18 protein-coding genes and 1 pseudogene are annotated in these 24,545 nt (G+C 54.4%); 7 read left to right on the top strand and 12 right to left on the bottom strand.

Annotated elements, in window-relative coordinates:
• Positions 1 to 9: 9 nt before the first annotated feature.
• The 8 genes from ABJD00_RS10665 to ABJD00_RS10630 all read right to left on the bottom strand — a co-directional run bounded on the left by ABJD00_RS10665 (position 10) and on the right by ABJD00_RS10630 (position 10,950).
• Positions 10 to 558 carry a hemerythrin domain-containing protein gene (locus ABJD00_RS10665; RefSeq protein ID WP_413834702.1) on the bottom strand — a complete coding sequence of 183 codons (549 nt, stop codon included), beginning with the start codon at positions 556 to 558 and terminating at the stop codon, positions 10 to 12.
• Positions 559 to 576: 18 nt separating this feature from the next.
• Positions 577 to 1,374, bottom strand: a complete 798-nt coding sequence (locus tag ABJD00_RS10660; RefSeq protein WP_413834699.1) for a peptidylprolyl isomerase — start codon at positions 1,372 to 1,374, stop codon at positions 577 to 579.
• A gap of 5 nt (positions 1,375 to 1,379) precedes the next feature.
• Positions 1,380 to 2,129 (bottom strand): respiratory nitrate reductase subunit gamma, encoded by a 750-nt coding sequence (gene narI, locus ABJD00_RS10655; protein WP_413834696.1) that lies wholly within the window; start codon positions 2,127 to 2,129, stop codon positions 1,380 to 1,382.
• An 11-nt stretch (positions 2,130 to 2,140) separates the two neighbouring features.
• Positions 2,141 to 2,845, bottom strand: coding sequence for a nitrate reductase molybdenum cofactor assembly chaperone (narJ, locus tag ABJD00_RS10650; protein WP_413834694.1), 705 nt, complete (start codon positions 2,843 to 2,845; stop codon positions 2,141 to 2,143).
• Positions 2,845 to 4,368 carry a nitrate reductase subunit beta gene (gene narH, locus ABJD00_RS10645; RefSeq protein ID WP_413834691.1) on the bottom strand — a complete coding sequence of 508 codons (1,524 nt, stop codon included), beginning with the start codon at positions 4,366 to 4,368 and terminating at the stop codon, positions 2,845 to 2,847. The genes narJ and narH overlap by 1 nt, the downstream gene beginning before the upstream one ends.
• Positions 4,365 to 8,105, bottom strand: a complete 3,741-nt coding sequence (locus tag ABJD00_RS10640; protein WP_413834689.1) for a nitrate reductase subunit alpha — start codon at positions 8,103 to 8,105, stop codon at positions 4,365 to 4,367. The genes narH and ABJD00_RS10640 overlap by 4 nt, the downstream gene beginning before the upstream one ends.
• A gap of 68 nt (positions 8,106 to 8,173) precedes the next feature.
• On the bottom strand, positions 8,174 to 9,574 hold the full coding sequence (locus ABJD00_RS10635; protein WP_413834687.1) for a NarK family nitrate/nitrite MFS transporter: 1,401 nt from the start codon (positions 9,572 to 9,574) through the stop codon (positions 8,174 to 8,176).
• A gap of 59 nt (positions 9,575 to 9,633) precedes the next feature.
• Positions 9,634 to 10,950 (bottom strand): MFS transporter, encoded by a 1,317-nt coding sequence (locus ABJD00_RS10630; RefSeq protein WP_413834685.1) that lies wholly within the window; start codon positions 10,948 to 10,950, stop codon positions 9,634 to 9,636.
• A 438-nt stretch (positions 10,951 to 11,388) separates the two neighbouring features.
• Here ABJD00_RS10630 and ABJD00_RS10625 point away from each other — a divergent pair, with 438 nt between their 5' ends.
• From ABJD00_RS10625 to ABJD00_RS10615, 3 genes are all read left to right on the top strand, one after another.
• Complete coding sequence (locus tag ABJD00_RS10625; RefSeq protein WP_413853700.1) at positions 11,389 to 12,099, top strand: helix-turn-helix domain-containing protein; 711 nt, start codon at positions 11,389 to 11,391, stop codon at positions 12,097 to 12,099.
• A 10-nt stretch (positions 12,100 to 12,109) separates the two neighbouring features.
• Positions 12,110 to 12,415 carry a carboxymuconolactone decarboxylase family protein gene (locus tag ABJD00_RS10620; RefSeq protein WP_413834680.1) on the top strand — a complete coding sequence of 102 codons (306 nt, stop codon included), beginning with the start codon at positions 12,110 to 12,112 and terminating at the stop codon, positions 12,413 to 12,415.
• 490 nt (positions 12,416 to 12,905) lie between these two features.
• Positions 12,906 to 13,892: a hypothetical protein gene (locus tag ABJD00_RS10615; RefSeq protein WP_413834677.1), complete on the top strand. Its 987-nt coding sequence runs from the start codon at positions 12,906 to 12,908 to the stop codon at positions 13,890 to 13,892.
• A 371-nt stretch (positions 13,893 to 14,263) separates the two neighbouring features.
• Here the strand turns inward: ABJD00_RS10615 and ABJD00_RS10610 are convergent.
• The 4 genes and pseudogenes from ABJD00_RS10610 to ABJD00_RS10595 all read right to left on the bottom strand — a co-directional run.
• Positions 14,264 to 14,380, bottom strand: a pseudogene (locus ABJD00_RS10610) (IS110 family transposase); the annotation flags it as partial.
• Between the two features lie 384 nt (positions 14,381 to 14,764).
• Entirely contained in the window at positions 14,765 to 16,192 is a 1,428-nt protein-coding gene (locus ABJD00_RS10605; RefSeq protein WP_413834675.1) for a multicopper oxidase family protein, read from the bottom strand.
• 1,062 nt (positions 16,193 to 17,254) lie between these two features.
• On the bottom strand, positions 17,255 to 18,136 hold the full coding sequence (locus ABJD00_RS10600) for a CobW family GTP-binding protein (protein ID WP_413834673.1): 882 nt from the start codon (positions 18,134 to 18,136) through the stop codon (positions 17,255 to 17,257).
• On the bottom strand, positions 18,133 to 19,758 hold the full coding sequence (locus ABJD00_RS10595) for an amidohydrolase (protein WP_413834671.1): 1,626 nt from the start codon (positions 19,756 to 19,758) through the stop codon (positions 18,133 to 18,135). Before ABJD00_RS10595 ends, ABJD00_RS10600 begins: the two co-directional genes overlap by 4 nt.
• 156 nt (positions 19,759 to 19,914) lie before the next feature.
• On the opposite strand from ABJD00_RS10595, the gene ABJD00_RS10590 reads away from it, so the two are divergent.
• The 4 genes from ABJD00_RS10590 (at position 19,915) to ABJD00_RS10575 (ending at position 24,431) form a co-directional block, all read left to right on the top strand.
• Entirely contained in the window at positions 19,915 to 20,913 is a 999-nt protein-coding gene (locus ABJD00_RS10590) for a TRAP transporter substrate-binding protein (protein ID WP_413834669.1), read from the top strand.
• A 72-nt stretch (positions 20,914 to 20,985) separates the two neighbouring features.
• The gene (locus tag ABJD00_RS10585) at positions 20,986 to 21,525 is read left to right on the top strand and encodes a TRAP transporter small permease (protein ID WP_413834666.1); all 540 of its coding nucleotides are present in this window, start codon (positions 20,986 to 20,988) and stop codon (positions 21,523 to 21,525) included.
• Positions 21,522 to 22,811 (top strand): TRAP transporter large permease, encoded by a 1,290-nt coding sequence (locus ABJD00_RS10580; RefSeq protein ID WP_108836138.1) that lies wholly within the window; start codon positions 21,522 to 21,524, stop codon positions 22,809 to 22,811. The genes ABJD00_RS10585 and ABJD00_RS10580 overlap by 4 nt, the downstream gene beginning before the upstream one ends.
• Before the next feature lie 12 nt (positions 22,812 to 22,823).
• Positions 22,824 to 24,431 carry an N-acyl-D-amino-acid deacylase family protein gene (locus tag ABJD00_RS10575; protein ID WP_413834664.1) on the top strand — a complete coding sequence of 536 codons (1,608 nt, stop codon included), beginning with the start codon at positions 22,824 to 22,826 and terminating at the stop codon, positions 24,429 to 24,431.
• The last annotated feature ends 114 nt before the right edge of the window (positions 24,432 to 24,545 follow it).

Genomic DNA, 24,545 nt, shown 5'->3' with positions numbered 1-24,545 from the left:
ACTTTTCTCCTATCGCTGCTCCAAGCTGCGGCGTTGGCACATTCGACTTCTAAGGGTGTCCAAATCAGCATCTGTCAGACGCGCGCGGGCGAGTGGAAGGATCACTGCGTTTTCCAAAATGAGATGCCGACGTGAATGCGTGGTAAAGTGGCTGAGTGCCGCGCTTTCGGTTTCGTCAGGGCCAGTGTCTTCGGCGTCTAACCTTTCGAGGATTTCAACAATCTTTGGAATGTCGGCACCCGCATGAGCATGATCGACCGTCAGTTTTGAAATCGCGCGTTCTATTTCGTCCTCGGGTTCACAACGTTGCATGAGTAAAGGAAAGATATCTTCCTCTTCATCCTGTAGATGCAGGGGCAGTTCATGTGTAAGGAAGTTGAGGACCGCGCGAACGGCTCCTTCCTTCGTGCGGCGCTGCGCAATTTCATCAATCATTGCGCAAATGTGTCGTTCCCTTAAGTGGTCGTCGTGGATGAACTCCAATGGGTGGGCCAAAATCGCTAGCGAAGTTGGTTCGGAATAGTCCCCTCGCACGGCGCGGTTATTGTCGATGCCCATGTTCTTGCCCTCCTTCGATCAGATGGGTCGGAAATCTGCACCCGTTATGTTGGCGGATGCGACTAGTTGATCGACAAACACCCGAGCATGATTGGCCCAGGCAGCTTTTTCCATGGCGTCTGAAATTTTTTGTTTGACCGCTTCAAAGGGCAGAGTTTCACCTAGCGCGACAGCATCCATACGAACGATGTGCCATCCGTGTCGGGTGAGGATTGGTGTTTGGGTGATGGTACCTTCTTCAAGCTGGTGCAAAATCGCTTCGAACTCTGGAACTGTATCGCCCGGCCCAAGTTGCCCTAATGCGCCACCCGATGTTTTGGACCCACAATCGCTCTCTTGTGATGCGATGGCAGAAAAGCCTTTGGGATCTTTGATTGTCAGCTCGGTCAGAGCTTCAGCCCGGTGCTTAGCTTTTTGCCGGGCTTCGTCATCACGTGGATCACAGGCGCATAGGATATGAGAAACCTCCCAAAGCGGTGGGGCGCGAAAGCGTGCTGGGTCTTTTTCCCACTCGGCAAAGATCACGTCGCTTTGAGGGGCTTTGACGTCAACGACGGTGTCCAAGAGGCCCCTGATAAGGGCCTCTTCGCTGGTCTCAAAACGGCCTGGTCCAACCTCTTGCTGTTCTACCGTCAGCATTCTCGCTTTGGCTTCTTGCAAAAGAAGGGTGCGGATCGCCACAGCGTTAGCGGCTTTGCGCCAAGCGATGCCCGGCTTACCGGCAGGCCCCTCGTGGTTTTGTGTTTCCGCCGCAATCAAAGTGTGCGGTACGGTTTCGCCGTTGACGATCAAATCAGGAAAGAGTGCTGAATTCATCTGAGTTACTCCGCTGGTGTTGACTTGGGCGCATTGCGTTTCGGCAGAGCCTTGGCGCGACGTGAGCGCACGATCTGATAGCCCGGACGTGTCAGGTACTTCACAGGCGCGGCAAAGCCCGACACAATGTGCACCAACCGCGAAAACGGAAAGAGCGCTGTGATAACCAGGCCAAGGAAGATGTGCAGCTTGTAAAGCCAATGCACGTCAACCACTGTGACCCAGGCGTTGATGTTCCATGTCACGATGCTTTGCGACCAGCTCATAAAGCGGACCATTTCGGAACCGTCCATGTGCTGTAGGGTCTGTGTAATCGTCAGCAGGCCGATGGCCAGTTGCAGCCAGATCAGCACCATTATGGTGATGTCCATCCAGCTAGAAGTGGCGCGGATGCGTGGTTCTGTAAGGCGACGGTGCAGCAGCATCGTACCCCCTATTAGTGCCGCAACCCCCGCAGGGCCACCGATGATGACAGCCATCCATTGTTTCAACGCGTAAGGCACACCGAGTGTATCCAAGACCCATACAGGGGTGAACAAACCCACAAGGTGTCCAAAGAAGATCGTGATAATCCCCACGTGAAACAGAATAGATCCCCACATTAGCTGTTTGCGTCGCAACAGCTGGCTCGAGGAGCTTTTCCATGTGTACTGATCGCGGTCATAGCGGGCGATAGACCCGACAACCAAGATGGTCAGCGCGGCATACGGCATGATGCCAAAGATAATAAAGTTGATATCAAGATTGGGAAACATTTGATTTCTGCCTATTCTGCCGCGTGATGCGGTGCGGGGTTAACGGGCATATCCATCTGGGCGAGCATTTCGCGTGCTTGTGGGCAGCCTGCGTTGGGGTCGGGGCCGAAGAGGACTTCGCTTTCTTCCCAAACTTCATCGAGGGCTTCCAGATCGGTCGGATCATCGTCGGGCTGTGCCAACATCTCTGCGACGGCCTCTTTGTCAGCTTTCACGCCGGCCAGTTGAATGAGCCCCATGAACACGGCGCCGTATGTGCTTTCACGGCGATCCAATCGTTCGGCGATCGCTTGGAAAATATGGGCTGCATCGGCCAGAATATCCTGCGCAACGGCTTGCGGCCGCGTCGCCAGAAACTCAAGCAAGACGGGCAGGTGATCCGGCAATTCCGAGGTGACAGGATCGAACCCGCCCTCCCGGTAGGTTTCAACCAATGAAACCATAGCCCCGCCCCGGTCACGGCTTTCGCCATGAACGTGTTCAAAGAGGTTCAGCGACAGGGTGCGTGACCGATCAAACAACAGTACGAACTGTTCTTCGAGGTCATAAATGTCGCGCCCGCTTAGCTCCTCCACCAGCGGGCGCAGGGCCCGACGCGCTGCTGCTGTCAATCGCGTGTCCGAAGCCAGCACGGCGCTGATCTCGGGCATCGCATGCTGCAGCTCGCGGGTCGGGTAACTGAGAAGAAGCGAAAAGGCTTTGAGTGTACGGTCCATTATTTCGCCTCCATCGGCATTTTCAAGGGTTTCTTGGAACCACCAAAGAGCGAGCCTTTGGAAGATCCGCCACCACATCCATTGGTGTCGGTAAAGCCGCAGCCACCGCGCAGATCATAGGCTTCTTCAACCTGTTCGCGGTGCGTCGTTGGGATGACAAAGCGGTCTTCGTAGTCAGCCAGCGCCATGATCTTGTACATGTCCTCGATCACACGGCCGGACAGGCCGACGCGATCGGCGATCCCTTCGTCAATCACACCTTCAATGGTCTTGGACCGCATGTAGGATCGCATCGCCAGCATCCGTTCCAGAGCAGTGACCACTGGGGCCTCGTCGCCAGCTGTCAGCATATTGGCGAGATACTTCACCGGAATACGCAGGTTCTGAACGTCCGGCATGCCGTCTTTGCTGGCAATTGCGCCCGCCTCAGAGGCGTTCTGGATTGGAGAGAGTGGCGGGATATACCACACCATCGGCAAAGTCCGGTATTCAGGGTGCAATGGGAAGGCAACCTTCCACTCCATCGCCATCTTCCAGATCGGGCTTTCTTGGGCTGCCTTCACCCAGTCTTGTGGGACACCATCCGCAATAGCGGCGGCTTGCACTTCGGGGTCGTTGGGATCAAGGAACACGCCAAGCTGTGCATCATAAAGGTCCTGTTCGTCCTCCATGTTCGCCGCATCTTCGATCTTGTCGGCATCATATAGCATGACGCCTAAGTACCGGATGCGTCCGACGCAGGTTTCAGAACAGACCGTTGGATTGCCGCTCTCGATCCGAGGGTAGCACAAAGTGCATTTCTCGGATTTGCCGGATTCCCAGTTGTAGTAGATCTTCTTGTAGGGACAGCCCGACACACACATGCGCCAGCCGCGACATTTTTCTTGGTCAATCAGAACAATGCCGTCTTCTTCACGCTTATAGATCGCACCCGATGGGCAGGACGATGCACAAGCGGGGTTCAGGCAGTGTTCGCAAAGGCGGGGCAAATACATCATGAATGTATTTTCGTATTCCCCGTAGATTTCCTTCTGGATGCCCTCAAAGTTGTAATCTTCCGACCGCTTTGAAAACTCACCGCCAAGGATTTCTTCCCAGTTCGGACCCTTTTCAATCTTCTGGATACGCTCACCCGTGATCTTTGACCGAGGACGTGCCGTCGGAAACGCTTCCATCTCCGGTGCAGACTTCAGATGATCGTAGTCGAAATCGAACGGTTCATAATAGTCGTCGATCTCGGGCATGGAGGGGTTGGCAAAGATGTTGGACAGGATCCGCCATTTGCTGCCCTGCTTGGGCTGCAATTTGCCAGCTTTCGTCCGTTCCCAACCGCCTTTCCAACGGTCTTGGTTTTCCCAGTCGGTCGGATAGCCCATGCCGGGCTTAGTTTCCACGTTGTTAAACCAAGCGTATTCAACACCGTCACGGCTGGTCCAGACGTTCTTACAAGTGACTGAGCATGTGTGACACCCGATGCATTTATCAAGGTTCAGCACCATGCCGATTTGTGCGCGGACTCTCATGTCTTTGCCTCCATTTTGGTAGCGACGTAGGGTTTCTCGGCATCTAGCCAGTCGACCTTTTTCATTTTGCGAACGACGACGAATTCGTCCCGGTTCGACCCCACTGTGCCGTAGTAGTTGAAGCCATAAGATTGCTGGGCGTAGGCCCCGATCATATGGGTGGGTTTCAGCACCGTGCGGGTGACCGAGTTGTGGATACCACCGCGATTCCCGGTCTTTTCAGAGCCGGGCGTATTCACGATCTTTTCCTGCGCGTGATACATGAAGGTCGTGCCTTCTTTGATCCGCTGGGAAACCACCGCCCGTGCGGTCAACGCACCGTTGGAGTTGTAGACCTCGATCCAGTCATTATCGGCTATACCGGCTGATTTCGCGTCCACTTCGGACAGCCACACAACAGGACCACCCCGGTTCAGCGTCAGCATCAACAGGTTGTCTGTATAGGTCGAGTGGATACCCCATTTCTGGTGTGGTGTGATGAAGTTCAACACAAGGTTGTCGCCATCATCCTGCACGTCCTTGGTGATCGTTTTCAGATCAACCGGTGGGCGGTAGGACATAAAGCCTTCACCGAATGCCAGCATCCAAAGGTGATCCTGATACAGCTGTTGTCGCCCTGTCAGGGTCCGCCACGGGATCAGCTCGTGCACGTTGGTATAGCCTGCGTTATAGCTGACTTTCTCGCTTTCAATGCCAGACCAAGTGGGGCTTGAGATGATCTTGCGCGGTTGTGCGGCAATATCATGGAAACGGATTTTGTTCCCGTGCTCACCATCGGCCAAATGCGCATGTTCGCGCCCCGTGGCCTTTTCCAGCGCTTCCCAAGCCTTCACAGCGACGTTGCCGTTTGTTTCGGGCGCCAGCATCAGGATGACTTCGCAGGCATCAATCGCGGTTTCGATCTTAGGACGACCAGCGGCAGACCCATCAAGTTGCACACCGTTCAGAGCCGCCAGATTGTCGATCTCTTCTTGGGTATCCCAGTTGATGCCTTTGCCACCATTGCCCAGTTTATCAAGCATTGGGCCAAGTGCGGTGAAACGGTCATAGATCGCAGTATAATCCCGCTCGACTGCGACATACGCCGGCGCAGTTTTGCCGGGGATCAGGTCGCATTCGCCTTTTTTCCAGTCCTTCACCTGATCCTGCGCAATTTCCGCAGGGGTGTCGTGCAGGATGGGCAGCGCGACGATATCGGTTTCCTTGTCCAGATAACCCGGTGTGATCTCTTGGAATTTCTTCGCAACGGATTTGAAGATTTCCCAGTCTGATTTGCTTTCATACGCCGGATCAACCGCCGCCTGCAGCGGGTGGATGAACGGGTGCATGTCAGACGTGTTCATGTCGTCCTTTTCGTACCAACTTGCAGTTGGCAAGACGATGTCCGAATAAACAGCCGTGGTCGACATGCGGAAGTCGATGGTCACCAAAAGGTCAAGTTTACCCTTCGGGGCGTCTTTGTGCCACTTTGCCTCTTTTGGCAATTGGCGACCGTCTTCTCCCAAATCCTTGCCCATCACTCCGTGATCGGTGCCAAGCAGATGCTTGAGGAAGTATTCGTGACCCTTACCAGATGACCCCAACAGGTTAGAGCGCCACACAAACAGGTTACGCGGCCAGTTGGCGGGGTTATCGGGATCCTCGCAGGACATTTCCAGATTGCCGGATTTCAGGTTCTCGGCCACATAGGCCGGGATTTCCTTGCCCGCTTCTTTCGCTTCTTTCGCGACTTCCAGTGGGTTGGTTTTCAGTTGCGGCGCAGATGGTAACCAGCCCATGCGCTCGGCCCGAATATTATAATCGATCAAGCTTGCGTCCCAATCGCCTTCGGGTGCTGTTGGCGACAAGATTTCAGACGCATCAAGTGTCTCATAACGCCACTGATCTGTGTGGGCATACCACGCAGAGGTCGAATTCATGTGCCGTGGCGGACGGTTCCAATCCAATGCAAACGCCAGCGGCTGCCAGCCGGTCTGCGGTCGCAGCTTTTCCTGACCCACATAGTGGGCCCAGCCACCACCCGATTGTCCGACACAACCGCACATGACCAGCATGTTGATGACCCCACGATAGTTCATATCCATGTGGAACCAGTGGTTCATCGCAGCACCGATGATGATCATCGACTTACCATTAGTTTTCTCAGCGTTGTCCGCAAATTCACGTGCCACATGGGCGATCTTGTCCGCAGGAACACCTGTGATTTTTTCAGCCCAGGCGGGAGTGCCGGGCATGTCGTTAGAATAATCATCAGTGACCCAATCACCGCCAAGCCCGCGATCCAGACCATAGTTGGCGCAGAACAGGTCAAACACGGTGGCGACAGCAATCTCGCCTTCGGCGGTCTTGATCTTTTTGACCGGAATGTTGCGGGTCAGGACATCTGGGTGATCGGCATCGGTCGCGAACTGGCCATAGGCCTCACCGCCGAAGTAGGGGAAATCGACACCCAGCACGTCGTCATGATCTTCTTCCAGGACCAGAGACATCTTGAGGTATGTCTCGGCCGCATGCGCTCTTTCTTCAAGGTTCCATTCGCCATCCTCACCCCAGCGGTATCCTACCGATCCGTTTGGCGCGACAAAGGCTTTGGAGGTCTCGTCATAGGCAACGGTCTTCCATTCTGGATTGTTGTCCTCGCCCAGTTTACCATCCAGATCATCTGCACGCAGAAAGCGACCGGGGATCATCTTGCCGTCTTTTTCTTCCAGCTTCACCAGCATAGGGAAGTCGGAATATTTGCGGGTGTAATCCTCAAAGTATTCGGACTGACGATTAAGGTGGAATTCGCGCAGGATCACGTGACCAAAGGCCATGGCAAGGGCTGCATCGGTGCCTTGCTTGGCATTCAACCAGACATCGCCGAATTTCGCGGCCTCTGAATAATCAGGGCAAATGACGGCGGATTTGGTGCCTTTGTAGCGGGCTTCGGTATAAAAGTGCGCATCCGGCGTCCGGGTTTGCGGCACGTTGGACCCCCACAGCAGCAGGTAGCCAGAGTTGTACCAATCAGCGCTCTCTGGCACATCAGTCTGCTCGCCCCAAGTCATAGGCGATGCAGGTGGCAGGTCACAATACCAGTCGTAGAATGACATGCAAACACCGCCCATCAGCGACAGGTAACGCGAGCCAGCTGCGTAAGACACCATCGACATCGCGGGGATGGGCGAGAAGCCAAATACGCGGTCGGGACCATAAGTCTTGGCGGTGTACGCGTTGGCCGCAGCAGTAATCTCGGTCGCCTCATCCCATGTGGCCCGGACAAAGCCACCCTTGCCACGGGTTTCGACGTAAGAGGCGCGCAGGATCGGATCGGCTTGTAGTTTGGTCCAAGCCTCAATCGGCTCCAGGGTTTCGCGCATCTTGCGCCAGACCTTCATCAACCGGCCCCGCACCAGCGGGTTTTTCACGCGGTTGGCGGAATACAGATACCAGCTATAGCTTGCACCACGGGCACAGCCGCGCGGTTCGTGGTTTGGCAGGTCGGCGCGTGTGCGCGGATAATCCGTTTGCTGGGTTTCCCAGGTCACGATCCCGGATTTGACATAGATCTTCCAGCTACAGGAGCCTGTGCAGTTCACTCCATGGGTGGAGCGCACGATTTTGTCGTGCCGCCAGCGATTGCGATAGGTGTCTTCCCACTCGCGGCCTTCATTGGTGACTTTGCCGAAACCATCTGAAAACATCTCAAGGTTCTTGGATTCCAGAAAGTTCAGTTTATCGAGCAGGTGGCTCATGGTTTTGTTCCTTTCGGTTGGCTACCTGCGCCCGGGTTAGGTCCCGGGCGCAATGGCTTTTGTTGGGTTCAGCAAGGGACCGGTGCGGATTTGCGGCTATAGAAGATCCAGCAAATCACGGCACAAACGGCGTAGAAGCAAAGGAAGGCCCAGAGCGCGCCATTCGGGGCGCCTGTCATGGCGATCGATGTGCCGTAGAGCTTGGGGATAAAGAACGCACCATAGGCTGCGATGGCCGAAGTAAAGGCAATGATCGCTGCACTTTCACGCTCGGATTGTTTGAGGGTTGCGGCCTCATCCAGATTTGGCATCAAGCGCGGTACTTCTTGGCGCATTATGGACGGGATCATCTGGAAGGTAGACGCATTGCCTACACCAGTCAGGAAGAACAGCGCCATAAAGCAGGCAAAGAAGCCCCAAAAGTTGCCATCAGCTGCCTCAGGTATGGTGGGCAGGAAACTGATGACGCCAAAGACCGCGACAATCATCGCAAGGAAGGTCCAGAAGGTCACACGGCCGCCGCCAAATTTATCGGATACCCAGCCAGTTGCAGCGCGGCTGAGTGCGCCAACAAGCGGTCCAAGGAAGGCATAGCGCAGCACATCAACTTCGGGGAACTGGGTCCGCATCAACAAGGGAAAGCCAGCGGCGTAACCGATGAAGCTACCGAAAGTGCCAGTGTAAAGGATACACATGACCCAGTTGTGTTTGCGACTAAAGATGATCGACTGTTCGGAGAACGAAGACTGCGCATCAGCGATATCGTTCATACCGAACCATGCCGCAACTGCGCTGACCAAAAGGAATGGCACCCAGATAAAACCAGCGTTCTGAATGAACAGCTGGCCCCCATCCGAAAGCTGCTGTGGCTCGCCGCCGATTGCGCCGAAGACACCTATGGTGATGACCAACGGCACCAGAAACTGCATGACAGAAACCCCAAGGTTGCCCAGACCTGCGTTCAATGCGAGGGCATTGCCTTTGGTCTTCTTGGGATAGAAGAACGCGATGTTTGCCATGGAAGAGGCAAAGTTGCCGCCGCCGAAACCACACATCAGCGCAAGGATCAGGAAAATCATATAGCTGGAGTCAGGGTTCTGAACCGCAAACCCGATCCCGATGGCAGGTAGCAACAAGGAGGCTGTGGAAAGGGCCGTCCAGCGGCGGCCGCCAAAGATAGGCACCATGAAGCTGTAAAAGATACGCAATGTTGCACCAGACAAGCCGGGCAGTGCCGCCAACCAGAAACGTTGCCCCACGGTGAAGTCAAACCCGATTGCAGGCATTTTGGCGACAACGACGGACCATACCATCCAGACAGAGAAGGCCAGTAGAAGGTTGGGTATTGAGATCCAAAGGTTGCGGGTTGCTATACGTTTGCCTTGGCTTTCCCAAAAGTTTGGATCTTCTGGTCGCCAATCGGTTAGCATGTAACCGCTATTGGTAGTTTGAGTTTCTGATATTGCCATGATGTGGTCCTCCAGTTTCAGCAGGCGCACTAGCGCCCGCCGATGGGATGAATTTTGGATTAATGCGGCACGTCAGACAGATGTGTCTCAGATGCCAGTTCGGGGTATTTTCTGCGTTCCATTCTTCGAATGGCAAGATGCATCCAAATCGTGCTGATCCCGACGATCACAAACATCAGCATGAATACGACTGACCAAACCTGAAACACATCCAGAAGAATGCCGAACGAGATTGGCAGTATGAAGCCGCCCAAGCCGCCGATCATGCCAACCAGTCCGCCAACGGCACCGACATTGTTAGGAAAATAGACCGGGATGTGCTTGAATACGGCCGCCTTGCCAAGGCTCATGACAAAGCCAAGAATGACCGTCAGGAAAACGAAACCGTAAAGCGGAATGCCAAAGCTAAATTCGAAAATCCGAGGTTCGCCATCCGCTGACGGAATACCCTGCACCAGATAGGTTGTTTGTGGGTAACTCATCACGAACAGCACGACCAATGACACAATGAAGGTCACATACATGACAAACCGTGCGCCCCAGACATCGGACATCCACCCGCCAAGAGCCCGAAACACCGAACCCGGCAAAGAGTACATGCCCGCAAATACACCAGCAGAAGTTAGTGCAACACCGTAAGCACCAACGTAGTAGCGCGGCAGAAACGATGCGAAGGCAACAAAGGCCCCGAAAACGAAGAAGTAGTAGGTCGCAAAGCGCCAGACCTGGATGTCTTTCAAAGGTTCAAGTTGCTTGGCTGCTGATACGGGTTTGGCTCCAGTCTTACGCTGTTCAAGGCGAACCGGATCCTCCTTGGCGAAGACATAGAACACAACCGCCATTATGACCAAAGCCACCGCATAGATGCGTGCAGTGTCTTCCCATCCAACCGCAATCACCAGAAATGGCGCTGCGAAGTTAGTTACCGCAGCGCCGACGTTGCCAGCACCAAATATACCAAGCGCGGTTCCCTGACGTTCGGCTTCGAACCAACGCGAAACATAGGCCACACCAATGATGAATGAACCGCCTGCTAATCCAAGACCAAGGGCGATCATCAAGAAGACCGCATAGGTTTGAACCGAAGCCAGTAACCAAACAGATACGGCAGTAATCAACATTTGCAGCGGCAACATAATGCGACCGCCAAACTGATCCGTCCAAACGCCTAGGAATATGCGGCTAAGCGATCCAGTCAGAACCGGCGTCGCAACCAATAGTCCGAATTGCGTCTCAGAGAGACCGAGATCCTGTTTGATTTGAACGCCGATGATCGAAAAGATCGTCCAAACGGCAAAGCACACCGTGAACGCCAGCGTGCTAAGGCCAAGCGCGCGATACTGTTCACCAGATGTTACACCATCGATATTGTGCATAACTCAACCCTCCTGACGCACGCGACCAGTTGACTGGACGGGGCGGGCGCCAGAAAACGACCAAGGGAAAGACGGATCAATTCCTGCAAAAAATGAGAACCGCATAGCGTGGACAGGATTGATTTTCTCTGTTCTTGCGCTGAAAAATTTGGACCACGAGGTCTTTAGTTTGTTTAGTCCTGTCATTTTATGTCCCCTTCACTGTCTTGCGACGACCCGCCGTTCGGGTTTTGCGCGTTGAAAGGACGATCGGACTTTCTTGGGTAGGAGAGTTTGATCCAGATCAAGAACCACATAAAAAAACAGCAAAATAAATAGGTTAGCAATATTTGTCATGTGAGGCATTATGAGGAGTTAATTGCGGCTCCAAAAACCATCAACCAAGCTCTTGACATTTATCAAGTCTGAAACTGATAAATGTTAAAGGAGATTTTTGAAATGCACATGGGTATGCCCGAGTCGGACCATCCGGATATCCGGGAGCTTCATCTTTTCTCTGATATGGAGCATGAGAATTTTAGTACGCTAATGCGCGGAACATATCTTCAGAATTTTCCAGCACAAGTTGACCTTATAACAGAGGGCGAACAAAGCGACTTTTTGCATGTCATTCTCTCTGGAGCAGTTGGGCTATCTGCAAGCTGGAACGGGCGCGAGACGACGATGGCGACGGTGCGGCCTGTGTCTACCTTCATTTTGGCGGCGACAATCAAAGACGCGCCATATCTGATGTCAGCGAAAACGCTGGAAAAGAGCCGGATTGCTTTGATCCCAAGCCTCGATGTCCGCAAAGTGTTTGACGCTGACAACAACTTTGCCCGTGCAATCGTTGCTGAACTCGCGCAGTGTTACCGATCAGTGATCAAGTCTCAAAAGGATCTGAAACTTAGAACATCTCTTGAGAGGCTAGCAAACTACTTGCTGCGCCAACAACATTTGGCAAACGGGCCGCAAGAATTTGAGCTCAAGATGGAAAAAAAGCGGCTAGCATCTTTCTTGGGCATGACCCCTGAAAACCTGAGCCGAGCGTTTAAGGGCTTGCAGCCCTATGGCGTGGAAGTGAACGGAAACCTCATCCGCATTTCTGATCAGGAAGATCTCGTGAAGTTTGCGAAGCCCTTCTCCCTTATCGACGACTACTCAATCTAAGGAAAACAAAATGACAAAAGCGATGCCCGGTGCTGCAGGAGACCTCGCCGAACAACATCCAGACATCTGGTTGGCTTATTCTGATTTGGGCAAAGCGTGCGCCAACGCTGGTCCTCTAAGTGATCGCGAAAGACGATTGGTCAAACTGGCCCTCGCTATTGGGGCTGCTTCTGAAGGGGCAGTACACTCGCATACCCGACGTGCACGTGCGGAAGGAATTGAAAACGCTGCACTAGATCAGTTCGCGTTACTGGCTATAGGCCCCTTGGGCCTGCCACGCGCTGTGGCCGCAAAAACCTGGATCGAGGATCAATAGTTCCGAACCCTCACCTAGAGAGCTGCGAGTTACTCAAATTTTGATGCGGCGGAGCAAAACTTTGGCGCAGGAGTAGCAGTGTCGGCGCTTGCTAACCAAGTCTTGCAAGTTGCAGCGTTTTCATTGCCGAGATGGGATAGTTTATCAGTTAGGCAGGTTTACTGATATGCAGCCATTTGCGTCTAATGTGCAAAATGCCAGTTTGCCCCAAGATGTCCAAATTCGGCGCTTGATCCTCGTTGCGTTTTCCATCAATGACGGCTTTTTTCGCTGTAGGGCAGCATTCATTTTCTTAACCCCGCAGCATTATTGACGCTGCGAGCGCACGCAGCGAGAAAATCGAATTTACAGGTTGGGCTCCGAGCCGCCGTTTGCTGCATCTCCGACCAATGACCGCCTTGCGGACAAATCTGCCGTTCGCTGCAGGCGTTTGATCTGCGGTGCCAATGGGAATCTATGCATCAGCTTTTGACCCCGATAAGGTTTAATAATGAGCTATGAATCGACAAATGAACTGCCTGCAGGAACCAGCGTGAAACGCCTCAAAGAGGTGGTGGAACTTCTAGGCTACAATTCAGTTAGGGATGGATTCAAAATCCCCGAAAGAGTTGGTTCCTATTTCTGGCATGAATCAACAGAGTACAAGTCTTGGACTGGCGTTGAGTTGGACATCTATTACGACGAAGGGGCGCTAAAGCTCCACACGCGGACACGCATCTCGAGAAGTTATTGGGATTTAACTCATCAGAACAAGACCATTAAAATGGTCCGCGACATATTTGGTGGAACTTTCGTGACTGATGCGGGGAACAACCGTTACTTCCGTCCGGAGCATCCGCCGCCTTCACCGCTGTCATCTGGATGCTACCTTGCCCGCTGGTCGTTTCACAACGCACTGATGAAAGCTGAGTGGTACCTTTCGTGCAGAAAGCTCGAAGGGGACCTGGCGCGGGATGCTCCTGGCCCATTTTTCTTCTTTGACGAAATGAACCCTCGCCTTCTGTCAAACAACCTCTTGGTTCCATTCATAGTCGCAGTATGGGAAGAATACTACCGAGCGACCTTTACGGCGGTGCTGCGCTATGCGGACAAGCGGGAAGTAGTGCTAAGGAAGGCGCGCCTCAGCCACGCCCAGCTAGAACAGATTGCTACTGAGAAGCAGATCGAACGTGCAATCGCTGAGTGCTTTTCCTTTCAACGACCGAGCGTCATTGGTGAGAACTTCAAGATGATTGATACGGGGTTGGATTTGGTGGGCGCGATGCGAAAACCCTACAGGAGACGGAAAGTCAACCTCAGCGACTCAATTGAGTCGTTGATCGAGTCGCGCAACGCTTTCGTTCACGCAGGCGATATGGAAATGTCTCTATTCGACAAAGAGCTGCAAACCATCATGAGCGACATTGTTGTCGCGGTCGATAGGTCTTACGAGGCAATAGGAAGCCACTTTGGGTTTACGACAATTCATGACTATTGACCCGGCCATTTTGCGCGTGTCTTGCTGGCAACGATAACCGTACGTGAACTCATTGCACTAATAGCAAGGCGGGTCCCAAAGGCAATTCTCCCTACGTGCCGATACGCTGAACGTCAGTTCTGGGTGGGTCACTCGGGCGCACATTTGCTGCGGATGCGCATTGCTGCAATTGCTTGCGCGGTAAATTGGCTCAGTGCGGTCGTACCGGGCTCTGTAGTACAACGACCGCTCCGGACAGCCCAATGTCCGCTCGTTGATCCACGCCTCTGAAAGCGTTGAAATTACTGTATTTTGGGAATGACTGCTTACGGTGCACAGTCCAAGCTTGCTCTGCTGCGCCACCGCAAGACCGCTTCGAGTATCCGTCTTGGTCAAGCGCGGTTTTGAACCCATTCTCGATCTGCTTTGATCAATGTGTTGGCGAGCTCAATGAGCTTCCGCATGATTGCTGTGAGCGCGACCTTTTGCGGTTTTCCCTGTTTGATCAGGGGCGTTGGCGATGGTCTTGTCAGTGAATTTTAAGGTGAGGTTCGCTTTGGTCATTTGGGTAGGCTCCTGAATGGGTTAGAGCAACTACCGTCTTTTGTGTCCTGTGGCCCCCAGCGGAACACTTAGCCCGATGGAAGAGATCAAGTCGACCACTATGCTGCCGCTTGAAGCATGAGCCACTGACGCGACTGCATTGCGCCGCTGTATGGCATTCGCGTGCTTCTAAATGGATGCCCGGTACTTCTGAGCCAAATCAAAGAGCCGCATCACGCAATTCTGGTCTGAAAGTACAACAAGGTTGCCCAGACCAGCAGTTCAGCCCGCTGGGCGCAAAATCTGATTTGCGAACAGAGTTCACGGCATCAGCCGTCCAATAACTTCACCTAAGCCACCTTGAACCAGCCCATCATCCCGCTCGCTTGATGAGACAGCATGTGGCAATGGATCATCCACTTGCCTGGGTTGTCAGCAACAAACGCAATTTCCACCACTTCGTCCGCGCCAATTAAAACTGTATCGCGGACATCTTTGTTCGGGTCGGAAAGGCCATTGCGTGTCAGAATGGTAAAGTGATGCCCATGAACGTGAATTCCGTGCGGAAATGCGGAGCGGTTCGACAGTTCCATGAGAACAGTTCGACCAAGGCTTGCTTCAAACATTGGATCATCCATGCCGTGGGCGACACCGTTGAACGCCCATGCCATCCCGTGAGACGTCAGTTCACGAAATCCCATCGTCTTGCCATGGTACATCGCCTCGTCCATGCCACGCATAGCTCCACCTTCAATGCGTAAAGGTTCCATCTTTGCCGAGGAGAGATCGGGCGCAGCCAGAGTCTTCCAGGAGGGCAGTGGGCGCACAGGTTCCTGCGCGACCTCCACTGGCTCCCCCTCGATTTGGAAAGCCGCCATTTCCACCTGATTGCTTCTGCCTGTATCGAGCATCAGGCCAATCTGTGTTGAAGCACTGACAGGCGCATCGATAACGATGTCTGCCCGCTGCGCAGGCGCCAATTCCACAATTTCAACGTCGCGCGGCGTGACGGGATGACCGTCCAGCGCAATCAGTCTTGGTGACAATCCTGGTAAGCTGATTGGCATGATGCGGTCTGTGGCGACGTTGATTGTTCTAAGCCGGACCCTTTCCCGAGGGCGAAGGCCAAAATGTGGGAAAGACTGACCATTTACAGTTGCTGTGTTTCCCATGCGCCCAGCGTGCGCTGCTGCATGAAGGTCGTCCCAACGTCCCTCAACGATCGACCCATCCTCGTTCAGCAACCAGTCGTCGAGAACCAGTGTGATTTCCCGGGTTGCTGCGCCGGGGAGACCCAGCCAAGGTTCGACGTCTTCGACAATCAACGAGCCGGCCAACCCGCGGGCAACCTGTTCCCTGCTCCGGTTGTGAGAGTGATACCAGTATGTTCCGGGATCCGGACAGACAAAGTCATAGTCAAACGTCGCGCCCGTTTCCACAGGCGCCTGTGTCAATGGGGCGGCACCATCCATGGCGTTGTCGATCCGGATACCGTGCCAGTGAACTGCGGTGGACTGCGGCAGCTCATTCATCAGCGTTCGTTGCACCCGTTCGCCAGCTTTAATGCGAATTTCAGGCCCGGGAATGGTCGCTGCGCCGTCTGACGAAAAGGCCCAGACACTTGTGGATGGATACCCTTCGGGCGTGAGTTGTGCAGTGGACGCCGTTGCGCGCAAAAAGGGGAGTTGGCTATTGGCACGACTATGCGGGGCCAACAGGCAGCTTGCGCCAACGGCACTAAATCCTGACATAAATGAACGACGTGAAATCATTGCCATAAGCCTGTTCTTTGCAAAAGTTCACCGGCGTAGGTGTTGGAGCCATATCTGATGCTGATGCGAGCAGTATCAAGAGTACGGACAAACGCAGGATTATGGAAGATCGGTGCAGTTGGGCAGAGGCAGCGACGCTTCCAGCGGGCGGTGCAGGAACAAATCCAAAATTTATGATGGACGACAATATCGCGCCAGCTAAAACACGGCGCGATTGACTCAGAGCCTCTGTTCGCCGCACTCGGCGTCAATGACCGATGCGCGGGCATAGAGCGCATCGAAGCGCCAGTATTAAGGTCGGCTTGCACGCCGGAAGCAAGTACAGTGGGGGCCTTATCTGTGGTGGTCCAAGCCTCTCGGATGACGAACTGAAACGCCACAACCAGGTCCCATATCAGATGGACATAGACCGCTCAGCCAAGGAAATGCATGACGAACTTGCGGTATTCTGTGGTCCAAAGAGAATACTAGCTTGGGCATCGATACGCATTGCCCTCGACGGTCTGTACCACTCCAGTGTTTGACTGAGTGAAAACGAGGTCAGTGGCACCAAGAGCTTTTGCGTCTTTGATCGCCTCCTCCCTCGCTTTCTTTAGGCCGTTCCCAGCGAACAACAGTCCGCTGTATCGACTTGCGGCAAGAAACCCTAAGAACGTGCAGTCCTTGACGCCTTCCGCACTATTGATACGAACTTCATTGGTTTGGGCCTGCCCAACAGATGGTGCAGGAGATTGGCTGGCGCTACATGCAGCAAGAGCGAATATCATTGCCGAAGCCGCAAATCTCGCGGAAAAAGACGTCAAAATAGTCATGGAAATTCCTTCCATTTCAAATAGCAATCTTTGAAATTTTTACATCGAAAGATAACACCACATGCCTTCGATGTGCTGAGCGTCATGCCCTCAATTATGAGCCCACCCAAATATACCACCTCAAACTCTCGATCAATCATTACCTGCGTTCTGGGCGCAAACGGCAAGGGCAGCAGATAAAACTCGGCGACCAATCAGACATTAATCTCGACTAAGGAGCGCGCCTGCTGATACCGCTAGGTCCCGGGGCGGTTGGTTACCCCGTCGAGTTCCACCATTCATCAACAGCTTGAACTTTCAGGGCGCTTTCAAGGCCTATTGCGATGACGCCAAGTGTTGCGGCATCTGACCGTCTGGTGATTTGCCTGATTTTCCCAACCACATGTACCTCGAAATAGCCTCCTGCCGCATTTGGTATGACTGCTTTCAGTCGCAGTATGCCCGGAGGTGTGCTGGCTATGAGTGACCGCAGCTCCCGTTCAGTAAAAGGTTCCGGACAGTTTGAGGACCATGTTACATAGCGCGGGTGCGTGGTCGGGCGCGAAGCCGACAATTCTCGAGGCAGTTCAGGTTCAAACAGAATGCGTGACAGTGCACCAATGTCGTCCGCGTTGAGCCAACTGGTAATGCAAATCTCTTCGAGTGTTCTTGTCAATTCCACGTCATGCTGATCCGTCTTGCTGACAGCGATCATGTCTGCGCAGTGGACCTGTGCCAAAAGTTGAGGAGCAATCCTCGTGTCAGCCATGTGCTGAGCAAAGTTCAGACCATCGATCACCGTCAGAATACCGCTATATCGCAAATCCTTTTCGGTCAGCGCCACATTTGCGATCTTAGCGGGGTCTGCGATGCCGCTGGCCTCGATCAGAAGATGATCAGGTCTGACTGGCCGCTCGAGCACGTCACCGACAGCATAAAAAAGGTCTCCCGAGAGAGTGCAGCAGACGCACCCATTGGTCAGTTCGATTGTATCCTCGCTGACTGACTGCAGCAGAGCGGAATCGATATTGATCGCCCCGAAATCGTTGACCAGAATGGTCAGGCGCAACCCGTGATCACCCGCCAACAGCCGATTGATGAGCGTGGTTTTGCCCGCGCCAAGGTATCCACCAATGACTGAAAGCGGCAGCGGGTTCATATCAAGTTTATCTGCCCTCCAAAAACAGTTCCGAGCACGGGAATGTCTTTGAGTTGCGTTTTGTCTACTGCAAACGGGTCATCACCAATGATGGCAAAGTCCGCCCTTTTGCCCGGCGAAATACTCCCGATCTCGCTGTCCAGCTTCAGAGTCCGTGCGGCGCCAAGGGTGATCAGTTCCAGTGCCTCGGCCACCGTGATGCATTCGGCCTCGCCGAGTGTTATTCCGCTCATTGTTTGTCGGTTGACCGCGCACCAAGCCGTGAACAGCGGCCCCAACGGAGTAACAGGCGCGTCCGAATGGATTGCGCAACTAACTCCTTCGTCAATCGCCGTCCGCACCGCGTCCATACGGCGCGCCCGGTCCAATCCGATGGTAAAGGCTGCATGCTGGTCACCGAAGTACCAGATGTGGTTTGCAAAGACGTTGCACGCCACACCCAGTTCGGCAGCGCGCCGATAAAGCGCCCGGTCCATCATCTGGCAATGCTGAAGCACGTGGCGGGCTGCTGGCCACGGGCTTTGTCGCGCCGCTGCCTCGAGCGCGTCCAAACAAACTTCGGCCGCCTCATCGCCGTTGACATGGATGTGCATTTGGACACCGCGGGAATGCAACTCATCCGCGATCGCAAAAATCTCGTCAGGCGCAGTGTTCCATAAACCGTTTGGCTGGCCGCCGACGTAACCGGGCCAACGCACGCGAGCCGTCCACCCCTGTATCGACCCATCCGTCATCACCTTTACAGCGCCTAACCGCAGCTTGTCGGTAGATTTGCCCCGCAGGTTCAACGCTCGTTCTGCAATCTGCGCTGGGTTCCCACTGGCGGCGATTGCCGGAACCAGCCGCAGAGGATACTCATGCCGTCCGGTCACGCTCAGCATCTGATCAAGATCTTCGTCTTGCATCATGGAGAGCAGGTCTGTTATCGTCGTGACCCCGGCCCGCACCGCTGTTTTCGCGTAGCTTTCCAAGGCTGCCTCGCTTTGGGAGAGAGAGCGGAAATCTATGTTTATCCGGCGTAAAACTGGAAACATAGCAGCCATTTCTTGCAACTCGCCAGTCGGTGCGCCGTCTTCTCCCTTAACTACGCCTTCGGCTAGTGTGTCTTCGCTATATCCGGCCAACTCCAGAGCGGCGGAATTCGCGCACATAAGGTGGAAGTTAGAAAACAATACCGCGACGGGTCGATCCGGTGAAACCATATCGAGATGTTTACGGCTCAGTCGCTCAGAAGAAAAAAAGATTGGGTCAAACCCCCAGCCAAATACAGGGGCTCCATCCGGCGCATGATCCGCCACCCCTTTTAGACGTTTGACCACCTCATCAGTCGAGGAAATTCCTGGCCAGAAGGTACCTTGCGGATCGGTTCGGTCGTGGTAGCCGACATAGGAGTGATCCCAGATTGAGCCGGCCATCAGATGCGCGTGACCTTCGACAAAACCGGGTAACAGGACAGCTTCTGATAAGCTGTCGTCAATGGTAAAGCTCCCCCACTGCTCGGCGCATGAGGCGTCTCCCACAGCCAGTATGCGACCGTCTTTGATCGCGACATGCGTCGCATCTGGAACTGCGCGATCCATTGTCAGGATTTTGCGCGCTTTGATCACTTGAATGTCGGTCATCTTCCCTCACCTTCGCCGGTTACACTGGCTTGAAACCGCTTCTGCGTCCATGGCCGTCCACATCAAAAAACTTGACGCAGCATGTTGTTGCATGCTCGGCTAAGAAAGGCGCGTGCCGAAAAAATCAAAAAATGCATCCTATTAGGGGGGTCTCAAATGATCAGAAGAACCGTTTTGAAAACCACGGCTGGCATGATGCTGGCCGGCGTTATGGCGCTGCCTGCTGCAGCGGCGGATTTGACTATGAACGTGGGCTTTGGCGCACCCGAAGAGTCGCTTTATGGTCGTTTTGGCAAGATTTTCGAAGCGAAGGCCGAAGAATACACGAATGGGGCCATCGATGTAAAACTGCGCTGCTGTAACCAGATCAGCTCCGAAGACGAAGCATTCAAGGCTATGCAACTGGGCACTGTCGATGGCTTTTTCATCACCGCGAACAACGTGTCTCCGCATTGGCCACTGATGGACGTCACCGTCCTGCCGTACATTTTTCAGAACAAAGAGCACCTGGCCAAAGTGCTGGATGGCGACGTCGGGCAGATGATGAAGGATAAATTGCAGGCTGACACCAGTGTGCACATGCTGGCCTTTGGCCCCGCACTCTATCGCGACTTTTACAACTCAGTTCGTCCAGTCAATACCATGGCCGACATGGATGGTCTGAAGATCCGGGTCCCCAAAAACGAGGTTATGATTGCCACGTTTGAAGCATTTGGCGCAAACCCGGTGCCGCTGGCGTGGTCCGAAACGCCCACAGCCCTACAGACCGGCACAGTGGATGGTGGTGACAACGGCACCTCCTTTATCCGCGACATGAAGTTTTACGAGTTCGAACCGCATCTGGTCATTCTCGAGCACTTTGTCGCCTTTGCGCCGCTGTTTGCATCAGACAACTTCATGAAAAAGCTGAGCGATGAACAGCGTGAACAGATCACGCGAGCAGCAAACGACGCGGGCGCCGAATTCGCTCAGCAAGTTGCCTCTGAGACAGAAGAGGTGCGCAACTGGCTGGCCACCGAAGGCGGCATGGCGCGCACTGACCCTGACAAGGCCGACTTCGTTGAAGCGGCCAAGGGCGTTCAGGCACAGTTTGCCGAACAACGCGGCGCGGAATTCGTCGAACTGGTCAAAATGATCCAAGCCGCGGCTGAATAAAGCGAGTATTTCGAAGGGGGGCTGCGCGCTCCCCTTTAGCCATGCCCGCTCAAGGCCGAAGGAGATCACACGATGCAAGCCCTGCGATGGCTCGAGCGGCATATAGAGGAATTGATCTGCTGCACGTGCCTCGTGATCATAGCGGTGGCCGTATTTGCGCAGGTCGTTGCACGGTACATCTTCGAAGTGGCATTGCACTGGACCGAAGAAACTGCGTCGATGGCAATGGTCTGGGCGGTATACACCGGCGCCTCGCTTTGCGTTCGTGAGCGTTTCCACATCCGTATCATGGTGGCCGTTCAGTCACTGCCCGAACGCTTTGGCAAGGTCGTGGTCGTGACCGCTGATATCCTTTGGGCCTTGTTCTGCGTCTTCATGCTGAAGGTCAGCTACGACTATCTCTACATTTTCTGGCGTTTCCCCGAAACCTCACCAAGCCTCGGCATCAACCAGTTCTATCCGCAAACAATTCTGGTGATTGGTTATGCGTTGATGCTTCTGCGACTGGCCCAAACCTACGTGGCTTGGTGGCACGACGGGATGCAGGGTCTGCCAGGCATGCTGCACGAAAACGGCGACGACGGCGTGCCAGAGGACGAAGCACACATATGAGTCCTCTTGCAATCATTGCCATCTGTTTTGTCGTGCTCACCATCATGGGCATCCCGTTGTTTGTCGCAGTCGGTCTCACAACGGCGGTGGCGATCTACATCATCGACATTCCCTACACCCTGCTGGCGCAGACGGGCTACGGGTCTCTCACTCCATTTCCACTGCTCACCATTCCGCTCTTCGTTCTGGCAGGAAGATTGATGGAAGTGGGCGGCATGGCCACGCGCATGATCGGAATCGCGACAAACCTCGTCGGCGCCTATCGCGGGTCCATGGGGCTGGTCACAGTCTTTGCCTGTATGCTCTTCGCAGCCCTTTCAGGCTCAGGTCCGGCGACGACCGCCGCCATCGGCTCTGTCACTGTGCCCGCGATGAAACGCGAAGGCTATGACGTGCCATTCGCCGCTTCAATAACCGCCAGCGCAGGCGCATTGGGCAGCCTCATCCCCCCTTCGAACCTACTGATCATCTACGGGCTGGTCTCAGAGACTTCGATTCCCCGCCTGTTTCTTGCAGGGATTTTGCCGGGATTCATGGTGACTGTCCTCCTGATGATCACCACCTACATCATCGCGAGACGGCGTGGTTACGGCGGAGACGGCGACCCGTTCTCATGGGGGCCGTTCCTGAGAGCGGCATGGGAGGGGAAATGGTCCATCGGCGCACCAGTCATCATTCTAGGTGGTATCTATGGCGGAGCATTCACCCCGACAGAGGCGGCGGGCGTGGCAGTGTTCTACTCTCTCTTCGTCGGCCTATTCATTTACCGCGAACTGACGCTGAAAAAGATCATCGACGCGCTGCGGTTCACGGCCCTGTTGACCGGGATTCTCATCCTGCTAACGCCGACGCTGGCCTTTGGACAACTGACTGCGTTTTATGATGTGCCCAGCGCGGTGCAGGAAGGTATCACGGCGCTCACTACCAACAAGTACCTCGTGTTGCTGCTGATTGGGATTTTCTACATCTTCATCGGTACCTTTATGGAAAGCCTTGCGCAGATTGTTCTTTTCACAGCAGTCTTCCTGCCTCTCGCGCTTTCTTTGGGTGTTGACCCGGTGATGTTCGGTATCTTCACGGTGATCACCTGCGAGATTGGTTTTCTAACGCCACCCTTGGGTGCCAACCTGACCGTTGCGGCGCGGATTTCGGGCATCTCCATCGAACGTATATCGGTTGCCGTGCTGCCCTTCATCGCGGCCTATATTGTGGGAATGCTGATCCTGATTGCGTTCCCGGACATCGCGACAATCTTGCCCAATTGGCTTTATGGGCCTGCACTTTAGGGAGGCAAAGGCATGTTCGATCTTATTCTCAAGGGTGGTGAAGTGTTCGACGGCACCGGCGCCCAAGGGTTTGTTGGTGACGTCGCAGTCAAGGGCGGCCGCATTGCTGAGATCGCACCTGCGGGTGAGATCAACCATGCAAACGCGGCGGAGGTTATAGAGGTCGGAGGGCTCAGTGTTTCACCCGGTTTCGTGGACATGCATACCCATTCAGATTTCACCCTGATTGCCGATGGCCGCGCTGAAAGTCAGGTACATCAGGGCGTGACGACGGAAGTGATCGGGCAATGCGGCATCTCCTGCGCACCGGTCGTCAGCTATGACCAGATCAAGCGCGTCGCGCCCTGGCACACGAATGATGCCAAACACAAAAACTGGCACGGTTTTGGCGAATACTTGGACGTTTTGGACGAAACGGATTTGGGCGTGAACGTCATGGCCTTTGTCGGCCACGGCACGATCCATCGCGCGGTCCTCGGCGGTGACATGCGCGCAGGTGAGGCCGATGAGGTCGCTCAGATGGCCCGGCTGGTCGATCAATGTATGGACGAAGGCGCGGGAGGATTTTCGTCCGGCCTCGAGTATTTTCCCGGCATCCTCGCCGCGCCTGAGCATCTTGTGCCTATGTGTGAAGTGGCAGCCAAACGCGGGCGGCTCTACGCCACCCACGTGCGCAACCGCGATACGCACTATGATCTTGGCTTCGGCGAAGCCATCGCCACTGCGCGACAATCAGGTGCAAAACTGCAGATCAGCCACATCCAACCCAAGTTCGGCGCGCCGGATTACGCCATGGAACACACACTCGAGATGATCGACCTTGCGCGCCGATACGACTGCGACATCGCTTTCGATGTCATTCCGCACGATTGGAACCACACATTGATGGCCGCCATTCTGCCCTCGTGGGCACAAGCAGGAGGCATCGACGAGGTGATGAAACGGCTGGCCGATCCAGAGGCGCGCGAGAAGATCAAGGCCAACCCACAGCCCATGTGGCTAATCGTAAAGGCCGAGAAGTGGTCTGACATAGTTTTGCTGAACGCCACCGAGAACAAAGACATCGTTGGCATGGATTTCGCCGAGATTGGCCGCATGCGGAACTGCCACCCTTATGATGCAGTGCTCGATATCCTTCTTGAGGAGGGTGAGAACATGATGGCGTGCATGTGGTCATCCAAGTCTTTCCGAAATTCCGACGTGGACCTGTGCCTTGAACAGGACGAATGCGCGGTGATCTCGGACACTGTGGCGATTGCCAATGACGGCATTCTGAAAGACCACATCGGATCATTGTCGGGCTACGGTTGGGCGGCGCGGTTTCTGCAGTATTACGTGCGAGACCGACAGGTGCTGTCGCTGGCACAAGGGATCGCCAAAATCAGCTCAATCCCAGCGGACAGGCTCGGGATCAAAGAGCGCGGACGCTTACGGCCGGGATATCACGCGGACATCTGCGTGTTCGACAAGTCGGTGATTGCGAGCAATGCAACGGCGAAACATCCAAGGCGCTATGCATCAGGCATCGCGCATGTGCTGGTGAACGGGAAACTTTCGATGCGAAACGGCGAGCGCACATCGATAAATGCGGGACAAGTTCTTCGAGATTTCAGAGCCTAATTGCTGGACGGTGTTTGCCCGGCATAGAGTTTGTATTGCTGCATCCTGTCGGCCAACTAAAGAACTGCTTCCGGATATGAGCAGTCGTTTGGTGTGATCGGCATGAACGTCTTC

The sequence above is a fragment of the Tateyamaria sp. genome (assembly GCF_039945315.1).
GTDB lineage: Bacteria > Pseudomonadota > Alphaproteobacteria > Rhodobacterales > Rhodobacteraceae > Tateyamaria.
The sequence above is the reverse complement of the archived record's forward strand: the minus strand, read 5'-3'. Positions and strand labels throughout refer to the sequence as shown.

Excerpts from the sequence above, each read along its gene's own strand:
- ABJD00_RS10665 (WP_413834702.1), bottom strand. The coding sequence starts at position 558 with ATGGGCATCGACAATAACCGCGCCGTGCGAGGGGACTATTCCGAACCA.
- ABJD00_RS10660 (WP_413834699.1), bottom strand. The coding sequence starts at position 1,374 with ATGAATTCAGCACTCTTTCCTGATTTGATCGTCAACGGCGAAACCGTA.
- narI (WP_413834696.1), bottom strand. The coding sequence starts at position 2,129 with ATGTTTCCCAATCTTGATATCAACTTTATTATCTTTGGCATCATGCCG.
- narJ (WP_413834694.1), bottom strand. The coding sequence starts at position 2,845 with ATGGACCGTACACTCAAAGCCTTTTCGCTTCTTCTCAGTTACCCGACC.
- narH (WP_413834691.1), bottom strand. The coding sequence starts at position 4,368 with ATGAGAGTCCGCGCACAAATCGGCATGGTGCTGAACCTTGATAAATGC.
- ABJD00_RS10640 (WP_413834689.1), bottom strand. The coding sequence starts at position 8,105 with ATGAGCCACCTGCTCGATAAACTGAACTTTCTGGAATCCAAGAACCTT.
- ABJD00_RS10635 (WP_413834687.1), bottom strand. The coding sequence starts at position 9,574 with ATGGCAATATCAGAAACTCAAACTACCAATAGCGGTTACATGCTAACC.
- ABJD00_RS10630 (WP_413834685.1), bottom strand. The coding sequence starts at position 10,950 with ATGCACAATATCGATGGTGTAACATCTGGTGAACAGTATCGCGCGCTT.
- ABJD00_RS10625 (WP_413853700.1), top strand. The coding sequence starts at position 11,389 with ATGCACATGGGTATGCCCGAGTCGGACCATCCGGATATCCGGGAGCTT.
- ABJD00_RS10620 (WP_413834680.1), top strand. The coding sequence starts at position 12,110 with ATGACAAAAGCGATGCCCGGTGCTGCAGGAGACCTCGCCGAACAACAT.
- ABJD00_RS10615 (WP_413834677.1), top strand. The coding sequence starts at position 12,906 with ATGAGCTATGAATCGACAAATGAACTGCCTGCAGGAACCAGCGTGAAA.
- ABJD00_RS10605 (WP_413834675.1), bottom strand. The coding sequence starts at position 16,192 with ATGGCAATGATTTCACGTCGTTCATTTATGTCAGGATTTAGTGCCGTT.
- ABJD00_RS10600 (WP_413834673.1), bottom strand. The coding sequence starts at position 18,136 with ATGAACCCGCTGCCGCTTTCAGTCATTGGTGGATACCTTGGCGCGGGC.
- ABJD00_RS10595 (WP_413834671.1), bottom strand. The coding sequence starts at position 19,758 with ATGACCGACATTCAAGTGATCAAAGCGCGCAAAATCCTGACAATGGAT.
- ABJD00_RS10590 (WP_413834669.1), top strand. The coding sequence starts at position 19,915 with ATGATCAGAAGAACCGTTTTGAAAACCACGGCTGGCATGATGCTGGCC.
- ABJD00_RS10585 (WP_413834666.1), top strand. The coding sequence starts at position 20,986 with ATGCAAGCCCTGCGATGGCTCGAGCGGCATATAGAGGAATTGATCTGC.
- ABJD00_RS10580 (WP_108836138.1), top strand. The coding sequence starts at position 21,522 with ATGAGTCCTCTTGCAATCATTGCCATCTGTTTTGTCGTGCTCACCATC.
- ABJD00_RS10575 (WP_413834664.1), top strand. The coding sequence starts at position 22,824 with ATGTTCGATCTTATTCTCAAGGGTGGTGAAGTGTTCGACGGCACCGGC.